20 protein-coding genes and 1 pseudogene are annotated in these 25,459 nt (G+C 46.6%); 7 read left to right on the top strand and 14 right to left on the bottom strand.

Annotated elements, in window-relative coordinates; all coding sequences use genetic code 11:
• The coding region (locus tag QUB68_RS18970; RefSeq protein ID WP_332995357.1) for a tetratricopeptide repeat protein at positions 1-1,093 on the top strand (1,093 nt) is incomplete at its 5' end.
• Between the two features lie 200 nt (positions 1,094-1,293).
• Complete coding sequence (locus QUB68_RS18975; protein ID WP_332995359.1) at positions 1,294-2,634, top strand: 16S rRNA (cytosine(967)-C(5))-methyltransferase; 1,341 nt, start codon at positions 1,294-1,296, stop codon at positions 2,632-2,634.
• A 217-nt stretch (positions 2,635-2,851) separates the two neighbouring features.
• On the opposite strand, the gene QUB68_RS18980 is transcribed toward QUB68_RS18975, so the two are convergent.
• From QUB68_RS18980 to QUB68_RS19010, 7 genes are all read right to left on the bottom strand, one after another.
• On the bottom strand, positions 2,852-5,443 hold the full coding sequence (locus tag QUB68_RS18980; RefSeq protein ID WP_332995361.1) for a transglycosylase domain-containing protein: 2,592 nt from the start codon (positions 5,441-5,443) through the stop codon (positions 2,852-2,854).
• Between the two features lie 157 nt (positions 5,444-5,600).
• Positions 5,601-6,611, bottom strand: coding sequence for a chlorophyll synthase ChlG (gene chlG / locus QUB68_RS18985; RefSeq protein WP_332995363.1), 1,011 nt, complete (start codon positions 6,609-6,611; stop codon positions 5,601-5,603).
• Between the two features lie 312 nt (positions 6,612-6,923).
• On the bottom strand, positions 6,924-7,394 hold the full coding sequence (locus tag QUB68_RS18990) for a DUF29 domain-containing protein (RefSeq protein WP_332995365.1): 471 nt from the start codon (positions 7,392-7,394) through the stop codon (positions 6,924-6,926).
• A gap of 207 nt (positions 7,395-7,601) precedes the next feature.
• Entirely contained in the window at positions 7,602-8,306 is a 705-nt protein-coding gene (locus QUB68_RS18995) for a helix-hairpin-helix domain-containing protein (RefSeq protein WP_332995367.1), read from the bottom strand.
• 264 nt (positions 8,307-8,570) lie between these two features.
• Complete coding sequence (locus QUB68_RS19000; RefSeq protein ID WP_332995369.1) at positions 8,571-8,918, bottom strand: NINE protein; 348 nt, start codon at positions 8,916-8,918, stop codon at positions 8,571-8,573.
• A gap of 88 nt (positions 8,919-9,006) precedes the next feature.
• Positions 9,007-9,219 (bottom strand): hypothetical protein, encoded by a 213-nt coding sequence (locus tag QUB68_RS19005; protein WP_332995371.1) that lies wholly within the window; start codon positions 9,217-9,219, stop codon positions 9,007-9,009.
• Positions 9,220-9,461: 242 nt separating this feature from the next.
• A complete protein-coding gene (locus tag QUB68_RS19010; protein ID WP_332995373.1) occupies positions 9,462-11,054 on the bottom strand; it encodes a CPBP family intramembrane glutamic endopeptidase in 1,593 nt (530 codons plus the stop codon).
• A 407-nt stretch (positions 11,055-11,461) separates the two neighbouring features.
• Here QUB68_RS19010 and QUB68_RS19015 point away from each other — a divergent pair, with 407 nt between their 5' ends.
• Complete coding sequence (locus tag QUB68_RS19015; protein ID WP_332995375.1) at positions 11,462-12,811, top strand: histidine phosphatase family protein; 1,350 nt, start codon at positions 11,462-11,464, stop codon at positions 12,809-12,811.
• Between the two features lie 275 nt (positions 12,812-13,086).
• Positions 13,087-14,400 (top strand): dihydroorotase, encoded by a 1,314-nt coding sequence (locus QUB68_RS19020; protein ID WP_332995377.1) that lies wholly within the window; start codon positions 13,087-13,089, stop codon positions 14,398-14,400.
• A gap of 439 nt (positions 14,401-14,839) precedes the next feature.
• Here QUB68_RS19020 and QUB68_RS19025 read toward each other — a convergent pair whose 3' ends face one another.
• Both QUB68_RS19025 and QUB68_RS19030 read right to left on the bottom strand, forming a co-directional pair.
• The gene (locus tag QUB68_RS19025) at positions 14,840-15,796 is read right to left on the bottom strand and encodes a glycosyltransferase family 2 protein (RefSeq protein ID WP_332995379.1); all 957 of its coding nucleotides are present in this window, start codon (positions 15,794-15,796) and stop codon (positions 14,840-14,842) included.
• Positions 15,797-15,897: 101 nt separating this feature from the next.
• Complete coding sequence (locus QUB68_RS19030) at positions 15,898-16,869, bottom strand: glycosyltransferase family 2 protein (RefSeq protein WP_332995381.1); 972 nt, start codon at positions 16,867-16,869, stop codon at positions 15,898-15,900.
• A 298-nt stretch (positions 16,870-17,167) separates the two neighbouring features.
• Between QUB68_RS19030 and cobU the strand changes: the two genes are divergently transcribed.
• Both cobU and QUB68_RS19040 read left to right on the top strand, forming a co-directional pair.
• Complete coding sequence (cobU, locus tag QUB68_RS19035) at positions 17,168-17,719, top strand: bifunctional adenosylcobinamide kinase/adenosylcobinamide-phosphate guanylyltransferase (RefSeq protein WP_332995383.1); 552 nt, start codon at positions 17,168-17,170, stop codon at positions 17,717-17,719.
• Between the two features lie 788 nt (positions 17,720-18,507).
• Entirely contained in the window at positions 18,508-20,577 is a 2,070-nt protein-coding gene (locus tag QUB68_RS19040; RefSeq protein ID WP_332995577.1) for an ABC1 kinase family protein, read from the top strand.
• Between the two features lie 336 nt (positions 20,578-20,913).
• Here QUB68_RS19040 and QUB68_RS19045 read toward each other — a convergent pair whose 3' ends face one another.
• Positions 20,914-21,486, bottom strand: coding sequence for a transcriptional regulator (locus QUB68_RS19045; protein WP_332995385.1), 573 nt, complete (start codon positions 21,484-21,486; stop codon positions 20,914-20,916).
• 213 nt (positions 21,487-21,699) lie between these two features.
• On the opposite strand from QUB68_RS19045, the gene QUB68_RS19050 reads away from it, so the two are divergent.
• Positions 21,700-21,933: a hypothetical protein gene (locus QUB68_RS19050; RefSeq protein ID WP_332995386.1), complete on the top strand. Its 234-nt coding sequence runs from the start codon at positions 21,700-21,702 to the stop codon at positions 21,931-21,933.
• Between the two features lie 167 nt (positions 21,934-22,100).
• Here QUB68_RS19050 and QUB68_RS19055 read toward each other — a convergent pair.
• The 4 genes and pseudogenes from QUB68_RS19055 to hpsB all read right to left on the bottom strand — a co-directional run bounded on the left by QUB68_RS19055 (position 22,101) and on the right by hpsB (position 25,453).
• Positions 22,101-22,739 (bottom strand): annotated as a pseudogene (locus QUB68_RS19055) (Uma2 family endonuclease).
• A gap of 267 nt (positions 22,740-23,006) precedes the next feature.
• Entirely contained in the window at positions 23,007-23,633 is a 627-nt protein-coding gene (locus QUB68_RS19060; protein WP_332995389.1) for a type II secretion system protein, read from the bottom strand.
• 58 nt (positions 23,634-23,691) lie between these two features.
• Positions 23,692-24,744, bottom strand: coding sequence for a hormogonium polysaccharide secretion pseudopilin HpsC (gene hpsC / locus QUB68_RS19065; RefSeq protein ID WP_332995391.1), 1,053 nt, complete (start codon positions 24,742-24,744; stop codon positions 23,692-23,694).
• Between the two features lie 85 nt (positions 24,745-24,829).
• On the bottom strand, positions 24,830-25,453 hold the full coding sequence (gene hpsB, locus QUB68_RS19070; protein ID WP_332995393.1) for a hormogonium polysaccharide secretion pseudopilin HpsB: 624 nt from the start codon (positions 25,451-25,453) through the stop codon (positions 24,830-24,832).
• Between the last annotated feature and the right edge of the window lie 6 nt (positions 25,454-25,459).

Below are 25,459 nucleotides of genomic sequence, written 5' to 3' on the forward strand. Positions count from 1 at the left end.
GTCAGCTTGGGCTAATCGAGGCAATGTACTCAACAACCTCAAACGCTATGATGAAGCCTTAGTATCTTTCGATCGCGTGATCGAACTAGATGCCAATTATCAGTCAGCTTGGGCTAATCGAGGCAATGTACTCAACAACCTCAAACGCTATGATGAAGCCTTAGTATCTTTCGATCGCGCGATCGAACTTGATGTCAATTATCAGTGGGCTTGGACTAGAAGAGGAAATTTACTCGAAAATCTCAAACGCTATGATGAAGCGTTAGTATCTTACGATCGCGCGATCGAACTAGATGCCAATTCTCAGTCAGCTTGGGCTAATCGAGGCAATGTACTCAACAACCTCAAACGCTATGATAAAGCCTTAGTATCTTTCGATCGCGCGATCGAACTTGACCCCAATTATCAGTGGGCTTGGGCTAATCGAGGCGGTATACTCAACAACCTAAAACGCTATGATGAAGCCTTAGCATCTTACGATCGCGCGCTCGAAGTTGATGCCAATGATAAGTGGGCTTGGTCTAGCCGAGGTTGGACTTTGGATAATCTTGGCCGCTATGAAGAAGCTTTAATATCTTGTGATAAAGCGATCGCACTTGGAGATCAAGATTCACCTGTCTTCTTCAAGCGCGCCATTGCCATTCTCGGATTAAATCGTTGGGATGAAGGTATAACCGCCTTATACGACGCATTCCAACGCCTCGAACCCGATAATGAAGCCGCCCCAGATGATGCCGAATTAATTATCAGCAACCTGTTCGCGCACACGAACGATCCAGCCATATCTCAGACTCGCATCACCAGCCTAATTGCAGTTTACGAAAAACACAAATATCTCTCAGTCTTAGGACAGGGAATCGTGCGAAACATCCCCGCGCTAATGTCAGAAATGGTCAGCGACAAAGCCGCCCGCACTTGGTTAGAATTGTGGCGAGAACTAACCAGCAACTACGAACAATTCCAAATTCCCATCCGCCTGCTGAATGCGGCTGTCCGCTATAAGGAAACCAAGGGCGACAGACGAGTTTTGCTAGAACTTCCCATTGAAGAACGCACTTTATTAGAACCGTTGGTGTCAGGAAAAGTAGAATAAGTAACACAGGATTTACGCACTCCGACAAAGAAACCGGGTTTTTTACCTAATCTGTCGGTAACAACGAAGTATTTTTGTAAAAAACCCGGTTTCTGGGCCCCATGCACTCCGACAAAGAAACCGGGTTTTTCACCGAATTTGCGGGCTGTAACGAAGTATTATCGTAAAAAACCCGGTTTCTAAGCCCCCATATCTTAACTATGCAAAATCCTCGCCAAATAGCCTTTCTCGCACTCCGCGAAGTCCACCGCCGAGGTGCATTCGCAGACGCCGCCCTCGATCGCACTTTCCGCAATTCTCAACTCAGCGACCTCGATCGGCGTTTAGTCACAGAATTAGTGTACGGTAGCGTTAGGAGAATGCGCGCGATCGACTTCATCATCGACAAACTAGCCACCAAAAAATCCTCCCAACAACCGCCAGACCTCCGCACCATCCTACATTTAGGCCTCTATCAACTCCAATATCTCAACAATATTCCCCCCTCCGCCGCCGTCAACACCACCGTTCAACTAGCAAAAGAAAACGGCTTTGCAGGACTCAGCAGTTTTGTCAACGGCTTGCTGCGACAATACATCCGTTTAACAGAAACCGACTTAAACCCATTAACAGTTACTAACTATAAATCATCAGTCGAACGCCTCGGCATTCTGCACAGCTTCCCCGACTGGCTAGTAGAATTATGGATCGAACAACTAGGCGAAACCGAAACCGAACAACTCTGTGAATGGTTCAACCAATCTCCCACAATTCACCTCAGAATCAATCCCTTAAAAAGCTCGATCGCCCAAATCGAAGCCGCCTTCCAAGCCCAGAACATCTCAACTAGCAGAATCCCCCATTTACCCCAAGCATTAAGACTAAATGGTAGCACCGGCGCAATCCAAAACCTCCCCGGATATAGCGAAGGTTGGTGGACAATCCAAGATAGTAGCGCTCAATTAGTCACCCATTTACTCGATCCACAGCCTGGGGAAATCATCATCGATGCCTGCGCCGCACCCGGAGGGAAAACCACCCACAGCGCCGAATTAATGCAGGATACAGGCACTATTTACGCCTGCGACAAAACCGCTAGCAGACTTAAAAAACTTACAGAAAATGCAGACAGACTCCAGATGAAATCCATTAAAATTCATACCGGAGACAGCCGCGAATTCCCAGAATTTATCAACCTCGCAGACAGAGTGTTATTAGACGCACCTTGTTCCGGCCTCGGAACCCTCCACCGCCGCGCTGACGCCCGCTGGCGACACACACCGGAAAACATTCAACAACAATCGCAACTGCAATCGGAATTGCTAGCAAATTCAGCGACATTTGTCAAGTCCGGCGGCGTATTAGTTTACGCAACTTGCACGATTCATCCCTTGGAAAATGAACAGGTTGTGCGATCGTTCTTAGATAGCAATCCACACTGGCAAATCGAACCGCCAACCATTGATTTACCCGTACAGCCATCACCAGAAGGATGGGTGAAAGTTTGGCCGCATAAGCATCAAATGGATGGCTTTTTTATGGTGCGACTCAAACGAGATTAAATTGCAATACGATTGAAATCCGCAATTACATCTGCGTTAATCCGTGTTAATCTGCCATAATCTGCGGTTAAAAATTCCAAATTCCAATTTTTGCAATCAATCCAATGTACATTTAAATTATTGGTTGGGTGGGGGCGGGTTTATTTCAATTGTTGGTACTCATTAAGGATTGTTGGTGAACCCGCCCCTACACATCGCAATTGTTTGTAATTATCGCTTAATATCTCGGCTCTTGATAAGCTGGTTCTTGATAAGCAGGCTCTTGATAAGCAGGCTCTTGCCACTCGCGACGCCGGGGTTCGGGATTAGGATTGTAAGGTACGATCGCCCCATCCTCATTCACAATCATCCCCCGAATAATCCTATTAGGCTGCACCGGCTTCGCTTTAATACTGCCTTTGCGGCCCTCCAACTTAGGCAACTTCGGAAACTTCTCAACCGGCATTCCCTTAACAGCTTGACTCATAAAATCGCGCCAATTATACGCCGCCGTACCGCTAGTTCCCCAGGTGGGATAATTGTCATCATTTCCTAGCCAAACCCCAGTCACCACCTGCGGAATGTAACCAATAAACCACAAATCCCTGACATTTTCCGAAGTACCAGTTTTGCCCGCTACAGCGCGATCGGCTAAAGCAGCAGGCCCCCCCGTACCGTCTTGCACAACACCCTCCAACATCCAAGTAGTAATCGCAGCACTATCCTTATCCAAAACCCGCTTCGGTTTAAAATTAGCCTGATAAATCACATCTCCCCGCTGATTAATCACCCGAGTAATTCCGTGGGCTTCAATAAAATTCCCTTCCGATGCTAAAGTACCGTAAGCATTGGTTAACTCCAGCAAATTCACCTCCGAAGAACCCAAAGCCAGGGAATAAATCGGACTCAATTTAGACTTAATTCCCATATCGTTGGCTAATTTGATCGCCGGTTCAAAGCCCACATCCATCAACACCTTCACAGCGACGACATTCACCGAACGCGTCAAAGCATCAGAGATCGATCGCCAACCGCTAAATTTTTTGCCATAATTATTCGGTTGATAGCCGTCGATAATAATTGGTTCGTCTTCGTAACCGTCATAGGGAGAAAAACCAGCAGCCATCGCCGCGGCATAAACCAACCCTTTAAACGTCGATCCGGGCTGCCGCAAAGCCTGCGTAGCGCGATTAAACTCACTTTCCTTAAAATTTCCGCCGCCCACCAGCGCCTTAACTTCCCCAGTCTTAGTGTCCATAGAAACTAAAGCCGCCTGTTCAAAACCCTGACGGCGGCCATCAACTTCGATCGCATTTTTAACAACCTGTTCCGCTATTTTCTGCCACTTCAAATCCACCGTCGTCTCGACAGTCAAACCGCCAGCTTCCAAAGCATCCTGAGAAACATAGCGTGGCAATTCCTTCCGAATGTAACTAGCAAAATAAGGCGCGACTACTTTAAATCGCTTCGGCGGACTTGGTTTAACCGCCATAGGTTCCGCCATCGCCTCCTTCGCCTGAGCCTCTGTAATTACCTTCGCTTCCTGCATTTGTTTCAGCACAAGATTGCGGCGTTGCTTAGCAATATCCGGGTTAACCAAAGGCGAATATTCGCTCGGTGCCGGCGGCAAACCCGCCAAAGTTGCCATCTCTGCCAAAGTTAATTTATCGACTGTTTTACTAAAGAAAACCAAAGCCGCATCCGCCACCCCGTAAGCATCAGAACCCAAATAAACCAGATTTAAATACCGTTCTAAAACTTGTTCTTTACTCAACTCCCGCTCTATTTTTTGAGCTAAAAGAGCCTCCCGAACCTTCCGCTTAATACTTCTTTCCTGATTGAGAAAAACAACGCGAGCCAATTGTTGCGTAATTGTACTGCCGCCCTGCACCAAATCTCTCGCTATCACATTAGAAACAATCGATCGCACAATACCTTGATAATCCACCCCGCGATGTTCGTAAAAACGGCGGTCTTCTATGGAAATAAAAGCTTTCGTCAACAGTTCGGGAATTTCCTTAAGTTTCAGCTTATCTCTAGTTGCCGGCCCCGACTGCGACAAAATCGTATTGTCTGCCGCCTTAATTGTCAGCGTTCCATCGCGGTTAAAAGCCGACAAATCGTTAACATCCGGCAAACCTTTGTCTAAGGTGTATAAAATCCACAAACCGTAGATTAAAGCGCCACTTCCTATACTGAGAACACCTAAACCGATCCAAAATCTCGGGCGACGGGAGATTCGTTTTTTAGTATTGTCCTGCGGTGCGCTATCTTCCTGCGGTGCAATACTTTCCTGTAGTTCGGTATTTATTTGCAGTTCGGTATTTTGCGGTGCAATACTTTCCTGTAGTTCGGTATTTATTTGCAGTTCGGTACTTTGCGGTGCGCTATTTTTCGGCACTACACTATTATCAGATTTTTGGGGTGATTTAGTTCTGTGCCCACTCAATCCCGGCTGCAACAATTCTCTTCCCTTTGCTTGCAACGTAGTAATTAGAGGATCAATTTCCAACCAAATGATTAAGCGCCTCAACCCTTGCCAATTGCGCTGGACTCTTGGATATTCATCGTCTTCTGAGTCGGAATAATATTCTGATGCTAATTCTGACTCTTCTAGAGGTGTAGCATCTTCTGATACCACATACTCCGATCGCTCACCTGTTGTCTGTGCAGACAATTGAGCCGGAGATTGCGGTGAGTTTAGCCCGGTGCTATTGGCAACATTCGGCGATTCTCGATCGGAATTACCGCCTACTGCCTTAGTGACTTTGCTCAATTTATCCTTAATATTTGAGAAAAATTCTGCCACGTTCAGACCTTCAAACCTCATCAATTTAAATTAAAAATTAAAAATTAAAAAGGCTAGACCTCTTCAATTTTTAATTTTTAACTTGATATTTTGTATTCAACAGCACTGTTAATTATTTTGAGCTATGTATTTTGAATTAAAAACTATTTAACTCAAAATTCACAACTCAAAATTCTGCTTAACCAGCATGACCTAGTGCCAAAGCGGCTACTAGCATACCCAACACCAGGAAAGGCTGAGCACTTGCCTGATATTTAACATCATTTTCCAGGGGATTGCGTAAAAAATACATATCCTGAAAAGTGATTTGCGGCACAATTAGCAGCACGAGAATGACCGCGTACAGGTTTTGGTGAATGCTAATCAAGTAGCCTGCAATCCCTGCTTGAAATATGTCGATCATCAACACGCAAATCCAGGCTGCGGTGTCGATGCCAAACATCACTGGCAAAGATTTTAACCCTAATTGCCGATCGCCCTCAACACTTTTGAAATCATTAACGATCGCAATTCCCAGCCCTGCCAAACTATAAAACAGAGTCAAAGCCATAATCGTAGCATCCAGCTTGCCAAACAAAGCTTGACCAGCCCACCAAGGCAGGGCAATGTAGCTAGCACCTAGGGCATAATTTCCCAACCAGCCATTCTGCTTGAGTTTCAGCGGTGGCGCAGAGTAGATGTAAGCCAAAAATGCGCCGCCGAGAGTCAAAACAGTCATGATCGGGAATTCATGACCAGCCCACAAGTCTAGAGCATAGGCTACCGCAATCCCTGCGGCTAATAATACCAAAATTTGCGTTACTACTTGGGGAATCGAGATGATACCGGAAGGAATCGGACGATAGGGCTCGTTAATGGCGTCGATGTCGCGATCATAAAAATCGTTCAAAGTTTGAGTGTAGCCCGCCAGCAGAGGCCCTGACATCAACATACAAGCTGCGGCGATCGAGAAATTCTCTAAATTCCAAACATAGTTTCCCGAAGAAGCCGCCCCGCACACCACGCCCCAAATTAAGGGAATCCAGGTAATCGGTTTCATCAGTTGCAAGCGAATCTTCCAGATCGAAGTTTCCCCGCTAGCGGCCCCTTTCATACCCAACAGTTGCCGAGCTTTCGCACTGCGGTTTTCGGTAGCAGCGCTTTCGGGTGAGGGTTCTGGGGAGATTTGAGATGGAGGAGAGTCAGACATAAGTGTGATGTTAGTGGTACTGCTACTATTGTGCCGTTTTCCGTTTAAATAATAATTCTGATAGGATACCACTGATATTTAAGGCATTGCCCACACCAGTTTTGAAAAGCTCTTCCCGGCTTGGAGTTTAAGAAGAGAGAAAAATATGGGTTTTACTAAAATATTTTAATATCATTATTTTCGGGAAATGTCAAGATGAGCAATACTTTTTTTAATAGTTATGCTCTTGGCCGCCTGTTGGGCAAGATTTTTGCGGCTTCAGGTGTATTTAATGTTAATCAGCAGGATGTGCTACCCGTGCTTTTTGCCATACTACCCTTGAATCATCTCATCTGTCAGAAAGTCAGAATCTAGAACCTCAATAGCAGAGTAGATACATGATGGCGGAAACGTTTCTACAGACAATCCAGTTTCAGCACTTGCTTGTTCTACGGCATCCGCATAACATTCAGCCAAAATTTCTTCAAGATCTGGTTTGAGACTGGGGGAATCTTTTAGGGTTTTGCGAATGCGTCTGCGATGTTCAACAATGCTGCCTTTCCAACTACCGCTTCTCTGATCCGGTTGAAATTGCCACTTCAGCAAGTGCAGGATAATTACCACAAGATTACTTTCTAAACTCCTGCGTTCACTTCGCCCCATGTCTTCTATTTCTGCAATCAAGTTTTCCCAATCGATGTTTGAATACTCGCGAGTCCGCAACTTTTCCACAGTGGTTTCAATCCATCTGAGGTAATCAGTATCATACAATTTATGTCGGTCAACTTCTAATTTTGTTGTCATAAGCTGTTCCTAATTCACCAATTCGGACATTTTCAGGGCTTACCCACGAGGGCAAGAAACCCGGTTTATACGAGTTTTTTGTCGAGCAGCGAGAAATCTAGGAAGAAACCGGGTTTCTGAGGTCTGCATGGGTCAAACTCTTGTGGGCTGAGCTTCTAGCCCGCCCTCAAAATAAAAATTAAATCCACAACTAATAACGGCAAATTATTAACAAATATGGCGGTAGGAATCAAAAGGCAGTCCCGTCCGCCGCTTGACATCAACAACTGATTTGTATGCACCTTTGCTTTGCCTTTCTCTAACTATTGTTTCGGCAACAACCCGATCTAAACCGCTTTGGATCAACTCTTCGGGCGAAAGAATATTTAACCGTTTCCAAGTAAACTGGGATTCTTTTTGATAATTGTAGCTAAAGCAAATCATCGGGGCGATGCGTCGGACGTGACTTTCGGGAACTCCGGCGATTTCCGATAACTCTTCGGCGTGGGTAAAAAGGTAGCCTTCGTTTTGCAAAGATTCGATATCGTTAGCGTAGACGATCGGCAAACCCAAGATTTTGACCATATCATCTTTGGTACACTCGTTAATATCTATTTTGCCGCGCAGGTTGGCTAGTTCTTCGGCATTTGTCGCAGTTGCAGGAACCAGTAAGCCTCTGGGTGCAGTTTTGATCAGATAGCGCTTTTTCAAAGCAAAAGCAGTGACAATTTGAGCGATCCAAACGAGGGTGCCCAAATTAGTGGAAGAAGATAGTGCTAGTGCGGCTAAAGTAATGCCAACACCCCATCCCATCCAACTGCGAATATTTGTTTTTTGGCCTGCATAGGCGATCGCCAATCCGCCGAAGTAGGGAATAAAAGAATACCACACCCAGTTGGGAGTTTGACGCAGCCAGTATAACTCTTGAGACACTTTAGTTCTATCCTCAATCGACTTTTATTTGACTCTTATTTAAATCCCACCCTTTTCATGCAAGACTTACGCAAAAAGTGGTTTGACACGCTACTGATAGGGGTAATGTTCTGAGGGGATCACCCTACTACATATAGAATTTGTGCGTAAATCATGTCAAGCGTGGATTCCCTTCTTCCTGATGACTAATGACTAATGACTATTGACTATTGACTACTGACTATTGACTATTGACTAATGACTTCTTCCTTCTTCCTTCACAAATTACAATTCCCGCAGTAGTTTTTGGCGTTTTTCTTCATATTCTTCGGCGGTAATTGCGCCCATATCGTAAAGTCCTTTCAAATCTGCGATCGCCCCAGTCACATCTTTTGCGGCTCTGAGGGCATACCCAGACGGCAACATTCCGCCATTGTACTGTACCTGAAAAGCCTGTTCCGACATCAGCAGCAGGCCGAGAAAATCGAAAAATGCGATCAGTGAGGGAATTAATGTCCACGAAAATATCAAATACAATACACCTGCTAAGTTGTTCCCCAAATAAAATTTGTGAACTCCGAAACCTCCTAAAACGAAAGCTAACACAACTGCTACAGTTTTATCTTTTACCATTTTTTTGTTTCCCCAGTTTTTTTTTTACTTTAACTTGTGCGATCGACCTTTAACGATCGAACTCAGTAATCTTATGACTAATTTTTACTCATTTATGTGGGTTTTTGCGAAACTTAGACATCGCAAAATACAGCAGAACTATACCGGCTTGAGCCTGTAGAATCACCGAGTAGCCTCTCAAGAAATAATTGAGTTCGCTACCGGAATTGACAGAAAATATTAAAATGCCTAGGGCTGCGTAGGGTGCCAAACGCATCCAACTCGGCGTTCCCTCTAACTTGCGACTGTTGAAATTGCTCATGGGGTTTAAGCCTCATCCTCACTTAAATTTAACCTAAAAATTAGCCGGATTGTCAAGTTCGCTTGGGTGCGATCGCCCGCGCCAGTGTTTCATCCATCAGCGGACAAGATATTACTTCTATCTTAAAGCAAGTTTTTCCGTTAAAGTTCTCAACGGGCGATCGCCAAATTCAACCTCAGCAGGCAGTGCCGGTAGATGTCACCAAAACCCGGTTAATTCACAATTATTCACAACCGCCCGCATTAACTCGCGCCGCCGCCCAAAAGAAACAGACTCAAGAGAGTTCCGCTATTCCAAAGACTGTGAAGAAGCATGGGAGCGAGGAGATTGCGCGATCGCGTGTACACAAACCCCAACACCGCGCCCAAAGTCGCCAAAGGCAGAATCTCAGAGACACTCAAGTGAGCCACCGCAAACAAGAAAGCCGAAGCTGCGATCGCCCCCGAAACAGGCAAATAGCGAGTCAGAGAAGGCAGCAGAAAGCCCCTAAACACGATTTCCTCAAAAACCGGAGCCGCGATCGCAGCAGTGCCGAAAAACACCGCCAGAGCCACGTTATCCCTACCTTCAAGGACGATCGGCAAAATCGGATTACTGCCACCTTGTCCCTGCCATAATTGCTGATTGAGCAGCGACACCACAACCACCAAAGGCAAAGCCACAAAATAGCCGCCAAACCCCCACAAAAACCAATTCCCCCGCCAATTAATCCGAAACCAACCATCAGGCAAAGGCAAAAAAGACTTAACCGAAAAATACAGTACCGAAAGCCCCCCAGCCGAGAGCAACAAATAAGTAGCAAAGATATAAAAAGCCTTTTCGCGCGCGTCAAAAGTAGCAGGATTCAGTTTGAGAACAGCCAGAGAAACTGGCAGCAACAAATAGGGAATCAGGATTTGCCCGACAAAGAAAAAGCCGACCACCAGCACCTGCCAAACAATCTCGCCATCCCAAGGCACATCCCAAGTCAAACTCGCATTTCGCGCCAACAGCGGCCCCGAACCTACCTTATCTAACTGCTTCCGTTGCAATAGCCACTGTACACTCAAACCAACCAGCAAAACCGTGCCAATACAAAGAGATATAGTCGGAACACCAACAATAATTGCCAACTTTTCTACAGCTTGCTCAGCCGTTACCTGCTCTGCTGCTTGCAGCGCCACCAGTTCCTTAGAACGTTCTTGCAGCTTGTAAAGTTGAGCGAGAGCGCGATAGCGAAACCAGCCATCCAAAGACTTTTGAATGCGCGGTTCCGCATCCGGCAGCAGTTGAGGCGGATTGCTCCAAATTCCAGTTAAAACTTCAGCAGTTGCCACGGAATAATCGTAATCAATTTGATTTTTGTACCGCGCAATTAAATTTTTCCAAGTTGGGAGCGCCGCCTCTGTTTTGTCGCTGCTTGCCTGCAAAACTCCTAAGCGCAAGTCAAGTTCGTTGAGCAGCGCCGACTGTTGCTTGAGCGACTCTGACAAACCCTTACTTTGAGCAAATTTCAGAGTATTATCTTCTGACTTTGAGGCGATGGCTGACTGAACTTCTTTGAATTCTGATTGAGTTTTCTTGAGAGTTTTTTGAGTCGAATCTCGCGCTGCTTGATACTGCGTCAAAGCCGTATTTAAAGGCTCCGAACCGATAATATTGTTGCGCGCCGAAGTTAAATTAGCACTCTGATTGTTTTCAGGTTGCCACTCCGAGGCGTGAAGCAGCAAATTTGTCTGGTAGAGTTCCAGTCGGCTTTGAATTTGCGGTTCATTCCAACTAGCAAGTAAAGATAAACCGACCAGAGCGATCGCGATCGCCGTTAAAATACCTAAAATTATCCGCTTCAGTGTCATTCCTGCTTTTCCGTCCCGCGCAAATCCGTGGCTAAGTCTTGTCCGTCTTCAATCATAGGTCGTTGCAGTCGAGAGTATCCCGACAACTGGTAAAATTTCACTGGCTCATCTTTTTGACTCGCCTCGCACCCTTCGACTGGGTAAGGTACGCACCGCAAGGCGTGTCAACAACCAGCTCAAACGTAGTATCAGTCTACAGTTTGACGACTAGGCCCCGATCCCCCCTAGCCCCCCGAAAGCAAGGGGGGGACAGGAAACGCTCAAAGTCCCCCTTCTTAAGGGGGATTTTGGGGGATCGAGACTAGGCTAAAAGCGAGATTTTTCAATGGGGTAAGGTGCTTATGGGCGCACCCGAAGACTCGGTAACAGGCTAAATCTAAAATCTAAAATCTAAAATCTAAAATCGAATGACTCGCATTATCTTAGTCCGTCACGGCAAAAGCACCTACAATCAAGAGCGACGCATCCAAGGGCGCCTCGATAAATCAGTTTTGACAGAAGCAGGCCGCGCCTCCGCCCTGCAAGTAGGCGACACACTCAGCAGTATCGCCTTTGATGCCGCCTATACAAGTCCCCTCAAGCGAGCCAAAGAAACAGCAGAAATAATCCTGTCGCGCTTGACAAATCCGCCAGAACTCCAACCAACTGATAAATTGATGGAAATCGATGTGCCATTGTGGGAAGGAATGCTGCGCCAAGATGTGATCGACCAATTCCCCGAAGCATATCAGCAATGGCAACAACATCCCGACAAATTTTCCATGAAAATCCCCTCCCCCGAAGGAGAAATCGAACACTTTCCGGTACTAGCCGTTTTTGCTAGCGCCCGCAAGTTTTGGGAAGAACTTTTATCACGCCACACTTCTGGCACAATTCTAGTAGTAGGTCACAACGGAATTAACCGCGCGCTCATCGCTACAGCCTCAGAAATTACCCCAGATTACTATCAATCAATTCAACAATCAAATTGTGGAATTAGTGTCATCAATTTTGGATTTACCGATGACCAAACAGAATCCAACAAGAAAATTGCAGTTCAATTAGAATCCTTGAATTTAACTGCCCCTACCGGAGAAATCTTCCCCAAACCCAGGGACGGACACCGAGGCCCGCGCTTGTTGCTAGTACGTCACGGTGAAACAGACTGGAATAGAGCAGGGAAATTTCAAGGACAAATAGACGTACCTCTCAACGATAACGGCCGCGAACAAGCTCGGCAAGCCGCAGAATTTCTCAAAGACGTAAAATTAGATTTTGCCATCAGCAGTTCCATGCTGCGCCCGAAAGAAACAGCCGAAATCATTCTCAAATATCACGGCGATTTGCAACTAGAACTCCGCGACGAATTGAGAGAAATCAGCCACGGACTTTGGGAAGGAAAATTTGAATCAGAAATAGAAGCATCCTACCCGGGTTTGCTCGAAGAATGGAAAATATCTCCCGAAAAAGTGCAAATGCCAGAAGGAGAAAATTTAGAGCAAGTTTGGACAAGGGCGATCGCAGCGTGGCGAGAAATCGTACAATCAGTTACTGGTACAGGAATTGTCGTTGCCCACGATGCCGTCAACAAAGCCCTTCTCTGCCACCTATTCAATTTAGAACCCGAACATTTCTGGAAATTCAAACAAGGAAACGGAGCCGTTAGCGTGATCGATTATCCCCACGGCCCCGACGGTTTGCCAGTATTGCAAGCAATGAACGTCACAACTCATTTAAGTGGTGGCGTTTTTGACCAAACAGCAGCCGGAGCACTTTAATAGGTTTGTAGTGAGGACTTTAGTCCGCATAAATCAGAGGACTAAAGTCAGGTTTGTAGTGAGGACTTTAGTCCGCATAAATCAGAGGACTAAAGTCAGGTTTGTGAGGACTTTAGTCCGCATAAATCAGAGGACTAAAGTCAGGTTTGTAGTGAGGACTTTAGTCCGCATAAATCAGAGGACTAAAGTCCTCACTACGAACTTTATAACGGTTATTTTACGAGACATGAGATAAATTCTGAAATGTTTAAATTTTTATGTTGGAATCTTAATTTATGAGCCGCGAACTGCTACAAAATGTAAGGATGCTCGATCCAGTTTCAAAGATCGATCGCACCACTGATATTCTAATTACAGAAAATCAGATCACAGCAATCCAAGAAAACATTACCGAGATTCCCGCCGACACAGAAGTCCGGGATTGCCGAGGCCTAATTTTAGGGCCAGGATTAACCGATATTTACAGTCATAGCGGAGAACCGGGTTTTGAAGAACGAGAAACCCTAGAATCCTTAATGCAGGCTGCGGCGGCTGGCGGTTTTACGCGAGTAGCGATTTTGCCCGATACATCCCCGCCAGTGGATAATTTGGCCGGTTTAGCTTTGTTGCAGCAACATATCCGCAATTTGTCTCCCGGTCTGCCCCGCTTGTATTTCTGGGGCGCGCTGACAGCGGGCGTGAAAGGGCAGCAGATGGCGGAATTGGGCGAGCTGGCCTCCTCTGCGGTGGTGGGGTTTGCGGACGGTTTGCCGCTGTCTAATCCGGCTCTGGTGAGGCGTTTGCTTGAGTATATCCAGCCGTTGAATAAGTCCGTGGCTTTGTGGCCGTGCGATCGAGCTTTGGCAGAAAATGGCGCCGCGCGGGAGGGTGCGGTGTCGGTGCGCTTGGGTTTGCCGGGAATTCCGGCGAGTGCGGAAACATCGGCTTTGGCGGCAATTCTGGAGTTGGTGGCATCTGGAGGTACTCCTGTACATATCATGCGCGTTTCTACCGCCCGCAGCGTGGAATTGATTCGAGATGCCAAGGCGCGGGGTTTGCCGGTGCAGGCGAGTGTGACTTGGATGCACTTGCTGTTAAATGTTGGCGCCATTTCTGGAAATGCCAAAGATTCGGGAGGCGGGAAAAATGCTCTGACGGCTTCGTTTGCCTACGATCCGAATTTACACCTAGAACCGCCGTTGGGCACTCGCAGCGACCAATTAGCCTTAATTCAAGCTGTGAAAGATGGGGTGATTGATGCGATCGCGATCGACCACAACGCCCATACTTACGAGGAAAAAACCGTGGCTTTTGCGGATAGTCCGCCCGGCGCGATCGGCTTGGAATTAGCGTTGCCTTTGCTGTGGCACGGACTGGTGGAAACTGGCGAATTTTCGGCTTTGGAACTGTGGCAAGTTTTGAGTACAGGGCCGGCGATTTGTCTCGGACAAACCCCCGCCGCGGTGGCGCTGGGTGTCCCTGCTGAGCTGATTTTGTTCGACCCGCTAATGAGTTGGACTGTTGAGGGGCATAGTCTGAAGTCGCGATCGGCAAATACGCCTTGGTTGGGACAGCAATTAGCAGGAAAAGTTCTACAAACTTGGGTTTAAGGCAATACGCTTGGGTTAGGATTTGTCCGAAGAGAGGAACGAAGCAATCGCAGTATAGCAGTTGACAGTGGACAGTTGACAGTTGACAGTTGCATAACCCGAATCAAACCATTGATTCCGTACGGGTATCGGCTCTATTCATTCCGGTTATTGATGTCCTCACCGATGTGGCGGTTGCTATATCTGTTTTTCACTCTCGTTTTGCCGGAATTTGGAATTGAGAATTGAGAATTGGGGATACTAACGGGACAAAAACTGCGTTTTAAGCCCAAACAAAGCCCAAACAGGCTCGATGGCAGCTTGGGCGTCCATATTTTCTGGCAGCCAGCGCACAAATCTCTAATATCTAGCTGAATACGCGATTGTTAACGCTTTTTTTGTCCCGTTAATATCCCCAATTGCCAATTGTGAATTCTCAATTCCCAATTGCGGCAAAGTATTAAGGCGATTTAACTTCAGTCTCCTGACTTCTAACTACAGGCGGCGATAGGGGAGGCTCAGGTTCTGCCACATTTAACTGACCGCCACAGCATCTCAACTCATAAAGTTTTGCATTAATTTGATACTCGTACTGGCTCAATAGCCTTGCATAAATATAGCCAGCTTTTCCATCCAAAAAGCCGAGCTGAATGAAGTAAAATAAAATAAATCTGAGCAGTGGTTTCAAAGGCAGCCTCACCCAAACTTTTTTGAGAAATCGCTTCCGCTGCACGGCATCTCCAAATAGGTGAGCGCCAATAGTACCGCTGTCGTCGCGACCAGTAAGAATATTGTAATAAACACGAGCTTCCCAATTTGAATAACGGTTGTGACGCTCGATCCAGTGAAATAAATTGCGATAATCCTCGTGGATCATATCATGTTTTAAGTAACCGACTTGACCGGCTAAAATGACGTGTTCGTGAACTTCGTTGTCGCCTGTATTGGGGACAGATTCAGTGCCGAGATTTTCGTAGCGGCCTTTTTGATGCTTGAACAAACGCAAATTCCAGTCGGGATAGCGGCCGCCGTAACGCAGCCACTGTCCTAAAAAGAAGACTTTGCGGTTGAGATAGTAGCCGTCAAAATTGGGGTCTGCGATCGCGCGGGCGATTTCGTCCCAAAGTTCCGGGGGAATCCGTTCGTCGCAATCGACAATTAGTACCCATTCGTTGCGAAAGGGCAGGTTGTCCAAAGACCAATTTTTCTTTTTCGGCCAGCGGTTATCGAAGTAGAATTGCACTACTTTGGCGCCGCTGCTGATGGCAATTTCTACCGTGCGATCGCTGCTTTGGGAATCAACCAGAAAAACTTCATCCGCCCTGGCAATGCTGGCCAGACACGCAGGTAGATTAAGTTCTTCGTCTTTTGCCGGAATGAGAACTGAAACCGGAATCTTGGATGAACTAGATGTCATAATCGAGTGCTTGAACCTGAATGCGGTCGAGTTATTGTGGATGAAATGCGATCGGCACAGCCGCGCCGACGACTTGAACAGCGAGGGATATTGCCTATAGCCTAATGCCTGCTGGTCGATTTCGGTAGAAAAATCAGGCCGCGGAGGGCTGCACTCAAATAACCGATTTGGCCCCAGGCAAAAACGAAATTTTCAAAGCGCAGCCCCGGATCTCTAATGTATTTAAAAGACTTGTAGACACCCCTGAGTATTCTTTCCCCTCCTCGCCCAAGCTGAGCAATACCGGCTCGATCGCACAATTGTTCCCGATAACACTCGCTGATGCCTTGCCACCACCCGCGCTCTAGAAACCAAGCTTTGTTGAGCCGTTCTGCGGCGACATTGTGCAGCACCAGGGCATGAGGCAGATAAACCACTTGCCAACCTAACTCTAATGCTAATTCTGTGGCGCGCAATTCTTCATTTGACAGCAACTTTTTGCCGACTCTACCGAGTTTGACATCGAAGCCGCCAATTTGTTCGAGAAAAGCGCGCCGGATTGAGTAGTTTACACCCCTGGGAGTCAAACCGGCAGCAGTCACGTACAGGCAAGTATCACCTAAATCGTATGCTCCCAAATTTTGGGTCAATCCGGGCGACAGCCAGTCGGGCGGGGTGACTCCAGAAGGCCACAGTAAGTTAACTTTGCCACCGGCTATGGCTAGTTTTTGATTGCTTTGATAGGCGGCGTGTAACTCCCTGAGCCAATTGGGATCGGCAATAGCGTCGTCGTCGAGATAAGCTAATATTTGGCTACGAGCTGCCTTTGCGCCGGTGTTCCGGGCTACTGACAGACCGATTTCGGGTTCCCATACGTACTTGAGCCGTCGATCGCCCAGTCTTGCTTCTACCACCTCGCGGGTGCGTGAAATTCTACTTTCTGGGCTCACATAATCGCTAGAACCGTTATCGACTATTACTACTTCAAAGTTGTCGGGAAAATCCTGTAACAGCAAGCTGTCGATCGCCCCAGCTAAATAGGTGGCGCGATTGTGGGTGCAAATTATGGCTGATATCTGAGGATGATCTGGCATAAATAACAGAAGAGGAAATACTGGGCATTGGGCATTGAGCATTGGGAATAGTTTCTGCTTCTTGCTTCTTCTACCTGAATTGCGAATTAGTAAGGGCGTACCTCACTTGAAAAGAAAACGGCTATGCTTGGAAGCTCGATCGACTGACTCTGATATTGTCCCATTAATGCTATTATCGCCTTAAAATAATTGGCAATCAAATAACCAATAACCAATAACCAATAACCAACAACAAATAACCAATAACCAATAACCAATAACCAACAACAAATAACCAACAACAAATAACCAACCATAAATGACTAAAATAATCTTAGTGACTGGGCCGGCGCGAAGTGGCAAAAGTGAATGGGCGGAAACTCTGGCTGAGACTTCGGGAAAACAAGTAATCTATGTGGCTACTGGCTTGGTTGATGAAGCGGATTTGGAGTGGGTTCGTCGCCTGGAAGTGCACCGAAATCGCCGTCCGACTAATTGGACAACTCTGGAAGTGTCGATCGAATTACCGGCAGTTGTGCGATCGGCCTCAGCGTCGGATTGCTTGTTAATTGATTCCCTGGGAACTTGGACGGCAAATCTTTTAGAACAAGAATCTGCTGCTTGGGCCCTTTCGCAGCAAGATTTGCTGGCAGGTTTGAAGTCGGCGGCGGCTGATGTCATTTTGGTAGGAGAGGAAACTGGATGGGGTGTTGTGCCTGCTTATCCGGCGGGACGGCTGTTTCGCGATCGCCTCGGCACTCTCGTGCGCCACATCGGGGCGATCGCCGATGCTGTTTATCTCGCTACGGGTGGTTATGCGTTGAATTTGAGCACTCTGGGTACGCGATTGCCGCTGACAGTTGACAGTTGACAGTTGACAGTTGACAGTTGACAGTTGACTGCTTGAGGGCGACCTTTACCTGGAAGGAAGAGGACTGGAGTAATCAATAGTAGACCTCTTGCAAAAATAACTAGGAACAGGCATCTTGCCTGTTCCACATAAAAAAATATTTATGTGGAACGGGCATCTTGCCTGTTCCAAAATTTGATTAAAAAGACTTTTGCAAGATATCTAGTCGGCTTTTAATTTCTCCCTAAAAGGGTTCCGGCTTTAAACCAATTCTTTCTGATAAATCACTCAAAAAAATCCTCCCTCGGGCAACCAGCACCACAATTCGACACTGGAAATAGCCAACTTTTGAAAAAATGTTAAATATAAAATGTCTCTTGAGATAGAGTGCAAATTTTAACTTTAAAGTCTAAAATAACCAATTATCGAAATGCCCCAACCCCGATCGCCCATCAGTACAAAATCGCAACTTTCAGGGATTCGCGATCGGCTGCTCAGAACCAGCGGCGAGTGAAGACAGAGACAGGCAGAGAGGGGGAGAATACGTGCGGCTAGTCAGAAACCGGGTTTTTCGCGAAAATACTTGGTGACGACCCCTAGAACCCGTAAAAAACCCGGTTTCTTTGGTCGTAGCGCATACTCTTGGACTATAAACTGTTGACAACGGACTACTGACAACTGACTACTGTCAACTGTCAACTGTCAACTGTCAACTGACCAATGACTTCAGTTTTATGCCTTAAAGCAGTGGTGACAAGGCGACAAATTGTTACAATGTGTTTACAATGCTTCACACTAGGTCTGAGTTTATGGATGTCAAGACAGTATCGCCAGCCTCCCCGGTAACTTACTCAAATTCAGGGACTCACGCTGCACTCGGCAATCTCCAAGAGGTAGAAACCGTTCCCCTGCAAGCAGTACAAGTAGAACTAGAGAATGCCGCAGCGACTCCCAAACCGCTCAAATCAGCCAAAGATATAGCTTATGAGTTGGCAGGAGAAGCTGTGCGCTACGATCCAGTGGCGATCGCAGCCCAGTACCGCAATCGCCCCCTGCAAGTCTGGGGACGGCTGTTAAGCGTTGTTTGGACATTTTTTAGCTTCGCCTTCAGTTTGTGGTTTGACAAAAAAAGAGGCCGTAGCGCCGCCAACGAAAAGCGCCGCGCCGCCCGCCTGCGAGAAATTCTCAGCCAACTCGGCCCAGCTTTCATCAAAATCGGACAAGCACTCTCAACTCGCCCCGACTTAGTACCGCCAGTATATTTAGAAGAACTAACCACGCTGCAAGACCAATTGCCACCGTTTCCCAACGAAGTAGCGTATCAATTTATACAAGAAGAATTGGGAGCGCATCCCAACGAAATTTACGCCGAAATCACCGCAGATCCGATCGCAGCAGCATCCCTCGGACAAGTCTACAAAGGTAAACTCAAAACCGGGGAAATCGTCGCTATTAAAGTGCAGCGACCAGGTTTAGCCGACAACATCGGCTTAGATATTTACATCCTGCGGCGCGTCGCACTTTGGGCGCAAAACAACTTCAAAATAATTCGCAGCGACCTCGCAGGGATTATGGACGAGTTGGGCGAGCGCATTTACGAAGAAATGGACTACACCCACGAAGGACAAAATGCGGAACGCTTTGCCGAACTCTACGGGAATTTGAAGGATATTTACGTTCCCAAAATCTACTGGGAATATACCCGCCGCCGCGTCTTGACAATGGAATGGATCACCGGGATCAAGCTCACTAATTTAGAAGCCGTCAAGGCTCAAGGAATCGACGCTCGTTACTTAATTGAAGTGGGGGTGCAGTGTTCTCTCAGACAGCTTCTGGAACACGGTTTCTTTCACGCTGACCCGCATCCAGGTAATCTTTTGGCAACTCCTGACGGTCATTTGGCTTATCTCGATTTTGGGATGATGAGCGAAGTGGAACCTTATCAGCGGTACGGGTTATTAGAAGCTGTGGTGCATTTGGTCAACCGCGACTTTGAAGGTTTGGCGAGAGATTACGTGAAGTTGGAGTTTTTAACGCCAGATACTGATTTGACGCCAATTATTCCGGCTTTGGCTGGGGTGTTTAACAATGCTTTGGGTGCTAGTGTTGCGGAACTAAATTTCAAGAGCATTACTGATGAACTTTCGGCGGTGATGTACGAGTATCCTTTCCGAGTTCCGGCTTACTATGCTTTGATTATTCGATCGCTCGTTACGTTAGAAGGGATTGCGATTAATGTCGATCCTGAATTCAAAGTGCTGAGCAAAGCTTATCCTTATGTAGCAAAACGGCTGCTGAGCGACCCCGCACCGGAATTGAGAGCTTCCCTGCAAGATTTGCTGTTCAAGAAAGGCGAATTCCGCTGGAACCGCTTAGAAAATTTGCTGAACAATGCCCGGGAGAGCGACGATTATGATGTCAGCAAAATCCTCAACCAAGCGTTAGAGTATTTATTTTCTCAGAGAGGAGATTTCATTCGCGATCGCATTGTAGCTGAATTGGTGAAAAGTCTCGACACGCTTTCGAGCAATGCTTTTGCTAACGCTAAATCTGTAGTCGGTGAATGGTTTGGAGTCAAGGCGAGTCTACCTGTGGTTTCACCAACCGAACAACAAAACTTGGAACACATCAAGCGAATTTGGGATATTTTGCAATCAACTCCGGGTTTTGACGGGATGAAAGTTTTGCAGCTACTGCCGCAGTTGTTGCTGAAACCAGAAGTGCAGAACATGGGCCAGCAAGTCGTGGGCGGTTTGGCTCAAAGAGCAGTTGCTAGGTTAATTCGCGAGTTTTTGCTGTCGTCGGAACCTGCTGCGATTCCCGAGAGTGTAGCTTATCCTAAGACTTCGCCTCAGTTGTCTTTGCCGGCGGGGAAGTAGTCAGCATTAGGGCGTGAGGTACATCAGAAAGGTAGGGACACGGCGCCGTGCCCAAGGAGTGTCAACTTAAGGTCAAACCCAGTCAGAGACTGTTGTTTGACTATTAAATCTAGATCCCCCCTAACCCCCCTTAAGAAGGGGGGGACAAGAATCTTCTCAAAGTCCCCCTTCTTAAGGGGGATGCGAGGGGGATCTGACCTCGGATAAAAGCGAGATTTTTCAGTAGTTCCAGGCTTAAGTTGACACGAATGGGCAGTGCCGTGCCCCGTAGGGCTTCTTTAATGTACCTGATGGGCCTGCAATCTGCTGTAACTTGACTTCTGCATTTCATCCAAGTTAGTAGCAATATCTTTTTTTGTCGTTGTTAGGGTTGGGCTTGAATTGTCTTTTGGAGATGCGTTTGTGTCCTAGGAGGGTGGAGATAATGATGCAGCGCTGGCTGTTTTTTAACTGGGGATGAGATAGTGTTAGGGTTCCTTTGGCTCGGATACTTGTGAGGGTGCAGTCGTGGTCGCTGCGAGATACTGGACAACCTCGATAGTTGAACATTACTCGCTGGATTGTGCCGTCTGCTGTTTGCTTGTTGTTTTCATCTACTTCGAGCATTGTGGTTTCATGTTGATCTATTTGAATTTTGTCTTCTAGCTCTTTCCATTGATGGGCTAGTAGTTTGGCTGGGGGAATGTCGGCTGGGTGAACTGCTAGCTGTGCGTTTTCTCCTACTTGTTTAATGCTGACTTGCCATGAAGTTTTGTCGCGTTTGGCGTTGCTTTGGGCGCGCTCGATCGCAGAATAAGCCCGATCGACTGATACCTTCAAACGGTGGTTGTTGATGAACATCAGCCAACTGGGGGTGACGATCGCACAAAATATCCCGATGATTGAAATAATTATCAATAACTCAACCATTGTAAAACCGGCGTCAAGTGCAGTGGCTCTGCTTTTGAGCGTTTTTTTTATTAACACGTAGATGCACTCCCTGATGTTTGGCTTGAAATGAAAAATGGCTAGGAGAAACTATTTTTGATGGCTCGATTTTAACTTTTGAGTTTGGTTACTGTGTAGATCGGCATTTACTGAAAATTTATACCAATTTCCAGAGCTGCGCTTCAGGATACGGCAGTGGCTTTTACCTACATAAATCGCCTGCAATGTATGTGCTGTAAGGAATACGGCAGTCAAAGCTGGGCACAGTCGTTTGCCTGGAGACATCGCCTGCTATGTATATTTTTTAACTGCGAGGCAGTCAGGAGACGGCAGTGCCGTTTCCCTACAGCAAATTTATCGATCGCCCGATCGCACAAATTGCGCGTATTGATGCGATCGCCCGCAGTAGATAAATCGCTTGAAACCTGAGAAATCTCGCTTCTATCCGAGGCTTCTTCCCCCTCGCATCCCCCGAAAGCAAGGGGGACTTTGAGAATGCTCTTGTCCCTGCTTTTTTAGAGGGACTTCGATCGCACTCTTGTCCCCCCCTTCTTAAGGGGGGTTAGGGGGGATCTGGCCCTGGGTATGAAAGATGGCTAAATTTGGGTTCTCACCCAGGCTCTAAAGGCTTTCATCGCGACGTTTCTGCCGGCTGTTTTGCTTTGTTCTAAATACTGGGGGATGAGTTCGGTGATGGGGAAGTTGGGAAACTGAAGACTGCGATCGCCCTTGATATATTTTCCATTTTGCAGGACACTGATTTGGAGGTTGTGGCCGTTGTAGCGCCACAATTCGGGAACTCCCAATGCTTCGTAGTTGTTGAGCTGAGTGCGCGATGTGATGTCGATTTATATGGCTAAATCTGGAGGGGGGTCTGTGGCTAAGTCGATGCGGTTTTTGCCTCGGACTGCGGCTTCGTTTTGGATGTAGAAACAGTCATCAGCTTCTAATCCCTGAGCCATTTTTGCATTTTTTAATGTGGTAGAACCCAAAGACCAAAATTCTAGCTCTAGTTCTTCAAGGAGAATTTTTACTAAGTCCCCAATCAGGACTTTGCCAATTTCGTGTTCCGGTAGCGGTACCATGATTTCTAAGGTTCCGTTGCTGTATGAAAGTCGGGAGGCGCGGTGTTCTCCTAGTTCTGATAAGATAGTTTCAAACATCTGCCAGGTTATGTCTTTTAGCAGTAATTGATTCCCTGGCGGGACTGTGATTTGTTTGAGTTCTAGCTGCATAGTTTGAGTATTTTGAGGGGATTTGAAATATTAAATAATTCCTATTATGCGATTTTTCAATTCTCTGAAATACAGGAGACGGCAGTGCCGTGTCCCTACCCGAGCATCGGTAGGGAAACGGCATTGCCGTGTCCGGTGCGGGGAGCTTTTAATAGTTGGTATAAGATAGAGGATTCTAGCAATACTTTTTTAAATTATTAATATATTTCAGCAATTCAGAACTTGCGCGGAATCGCTGTTAGAGATTAAAATTAAATTTATTGAAAGTTATGGTATGTTACAAGCAGCTCCCTCATCAGTTCGCATTCCTCCTAAGATAGTTTCCACAATTACGCACTGTTTTGTACTACTAGGAAGAGCAGAAACTGTGACAACTAATCGCTTATTAGTTGCTGGAGCGACTGGAGCGGGAAGTTCATTCACATTTCCCTGATAGTTAAAAACAATCGAGTTTGCAGGGTTAAGGTTAGCTGCATTGTGCGTAAGTTCAATCTGTCGGGCTTTAATTTCACCTCCACCATTTAACTGCTGTGTACTACCGCCCGTGGGTAATGGCCGGCTAAACGTAACTGTTGGCGGGTCAGCAGCAGGCGTACTTTTATCATTATTGAACGTAACTACTATATCGCTCTTTGTTCGCTTGGCTTCGCTTTGTGCACTTCGCAAGGTTTGGAGGACTCGATCGTTGACTGTGCGGACTCTTTGTCTGTTGATGAATCCCAGCCAGCCCGGAGCTGCGATCGAGGCGAATATACCTAAAATCAGCACTACGATCAGCACTTCTAGAAGAGTGAATCCTCCATCGTCGTTTCGGGATGCTGTTTTGTTAAAATTAGGGGTGGTTTTGGCGATCGACTTGTGCAAAAGTTTTAATAATATTGGTGGGGTTTTCATGGTTATCTCCTGTTTTTTATGGGCCTGTAGCGGTGCGGAAATGTGTTTCAAGCATATGTTACTTTCCTCGTGCACCTAGACCTTGTACTTGCACGCTTGCTGTTGGGAAAAATGCTGAATTCTCGGTACTAGAAGGAACATTACTATTTTGAAGGCGGCGCAAGCTGTTTCCTCTGATCGTTACTCGGGCTATATTTTTATCTGTATCTACACAAGCGTAGAAACTATTCGTAGCTGGATCTGTTACTTTTAGCGTTCCTTCATCTATTTTTTTTGTGGAATTTTTGGGGTCGGTAGGATTACCAAGAGCCGTCTGGCATTCAGTGAATGATAATGTCTGCACTGGTGTATTGTGGTCGATGTAGTTAACCAGTACCTCGGGCTTTTTTGCCCCAGATTTAGCATTTCCGAGTTGCGTCGCGTCTGTCACGTCTTTTGTGGGTTCAGTCAATCCAAACTTTCTATTAAAAGCGGGATCTGGTTGTTGAGTATCTGGGTTTGTATCAGTAACGTTGTAGTAAGGATTTGTAGGATCTGTCGCGTAAGGGTTTCTTACTCCATCCCTAATTGTATAGCGGGCAATACGGGTAGGACAAGGATTTCCTGAAGGCTGACACCAAGTAGAATCATTATCTTTAAACTGGTAGTAGGCAACTAATGAAAGTACATAGGTGTCGTTGCATTTACCTGCATTAGCTGTAGTTTCACATTGGTTTGGTTTTATTGAACTGTTAACAGGAACAGCATTTTTAATCTGCTGTCGCTTCCAGAACACGAGGATCGGAATTCTAGTATTTACAGTAGCATCTGGAAGTTGAGTTTTAATTGCCTTGATTCCGTCACTATCGTAGATATAAATGGCTTGACTCAAATCTTGGGCGATGAAATCAACTGCCGCCTGAATGTCTTGCTCGGTGTTTGACTTGACTTGTTCCCTCCTGTCGGTATTCAGCATATCGACTACAAAGGCGAGCATCGGCGTAATGATTAAAAATGCCATAATCGCGCCCACCAATAGCTCGACCAGAGTCATGCCCTTCTCTGTTTGAGCTTGTCCGCAGCGGTTTTGCTGGTACTGAGTTTTGAGAAGCAACCTGAGTAAAGTTTTCATTTTGACTTTTTCCTTTGCCGAGTGGGTCGGAGGGGTTTTAATCTAATCACGCTTACTGTAATTATCGGTCTACATTAGTTCATGGTTATTTGAGGCGCTCCAAGATTGACTTATAGGAAGGAGTTCCGATCGCGGGAATCTCTGTAGACATTTCTACTACTGGGATGGTCTTGTCGCCCAAACCAGAACCCACAACAGATTGCTTCGCAGCCTTGGGAGCCCTCAAAGTTACACCCGGAAAGGAATCAGCCCTGTAAACTCGGACTAAGAGCTGGTAGCCCGTTGTTGTGGGATCGGAGGGATTCGACGGATTTCGCCAAGCGCCCTGAACGTAAAAGTCTTTGGTGCTACTGGTGCTACAACCTCCTGCATCCAGGTCAACGCAGTATAAATCGTCTTTATTTGTCGGAACTGGTGCGTTAGCCAAATCTTCCGGGTTTGTCGCTGTGAATTTAGCGGGAAACCCTTTAATTGTGGGGTCATTAAACTTAATTGACCCCGATCGCAAACCGTCAATGTAAGTTTTCGCCGCCTGTGTGGCCAGTTCCACCCGCCGCGCTTGGACGCGAGTTGCTACGGAGAATGCCATCACCGGGGCGATCGCGATCATCAGCACCGAAACTACAATCATCGCTACCAACGACTCGATAATCGTGTAGCCACCGTCTCGCGACTGGGATAAATTTTGGTGTTGTTTTTGCTCAGTCATAAGTAG

The sequence above is a fragment of the Microcoleus sp. A006_D1 genome, assembly GCF_036702805.1.
Lineage (GTDB): Bacteria > Cyanobacteriota > Cyanobacteriia > Cyanobacteriales > Microcoleaceae > Microcoleus.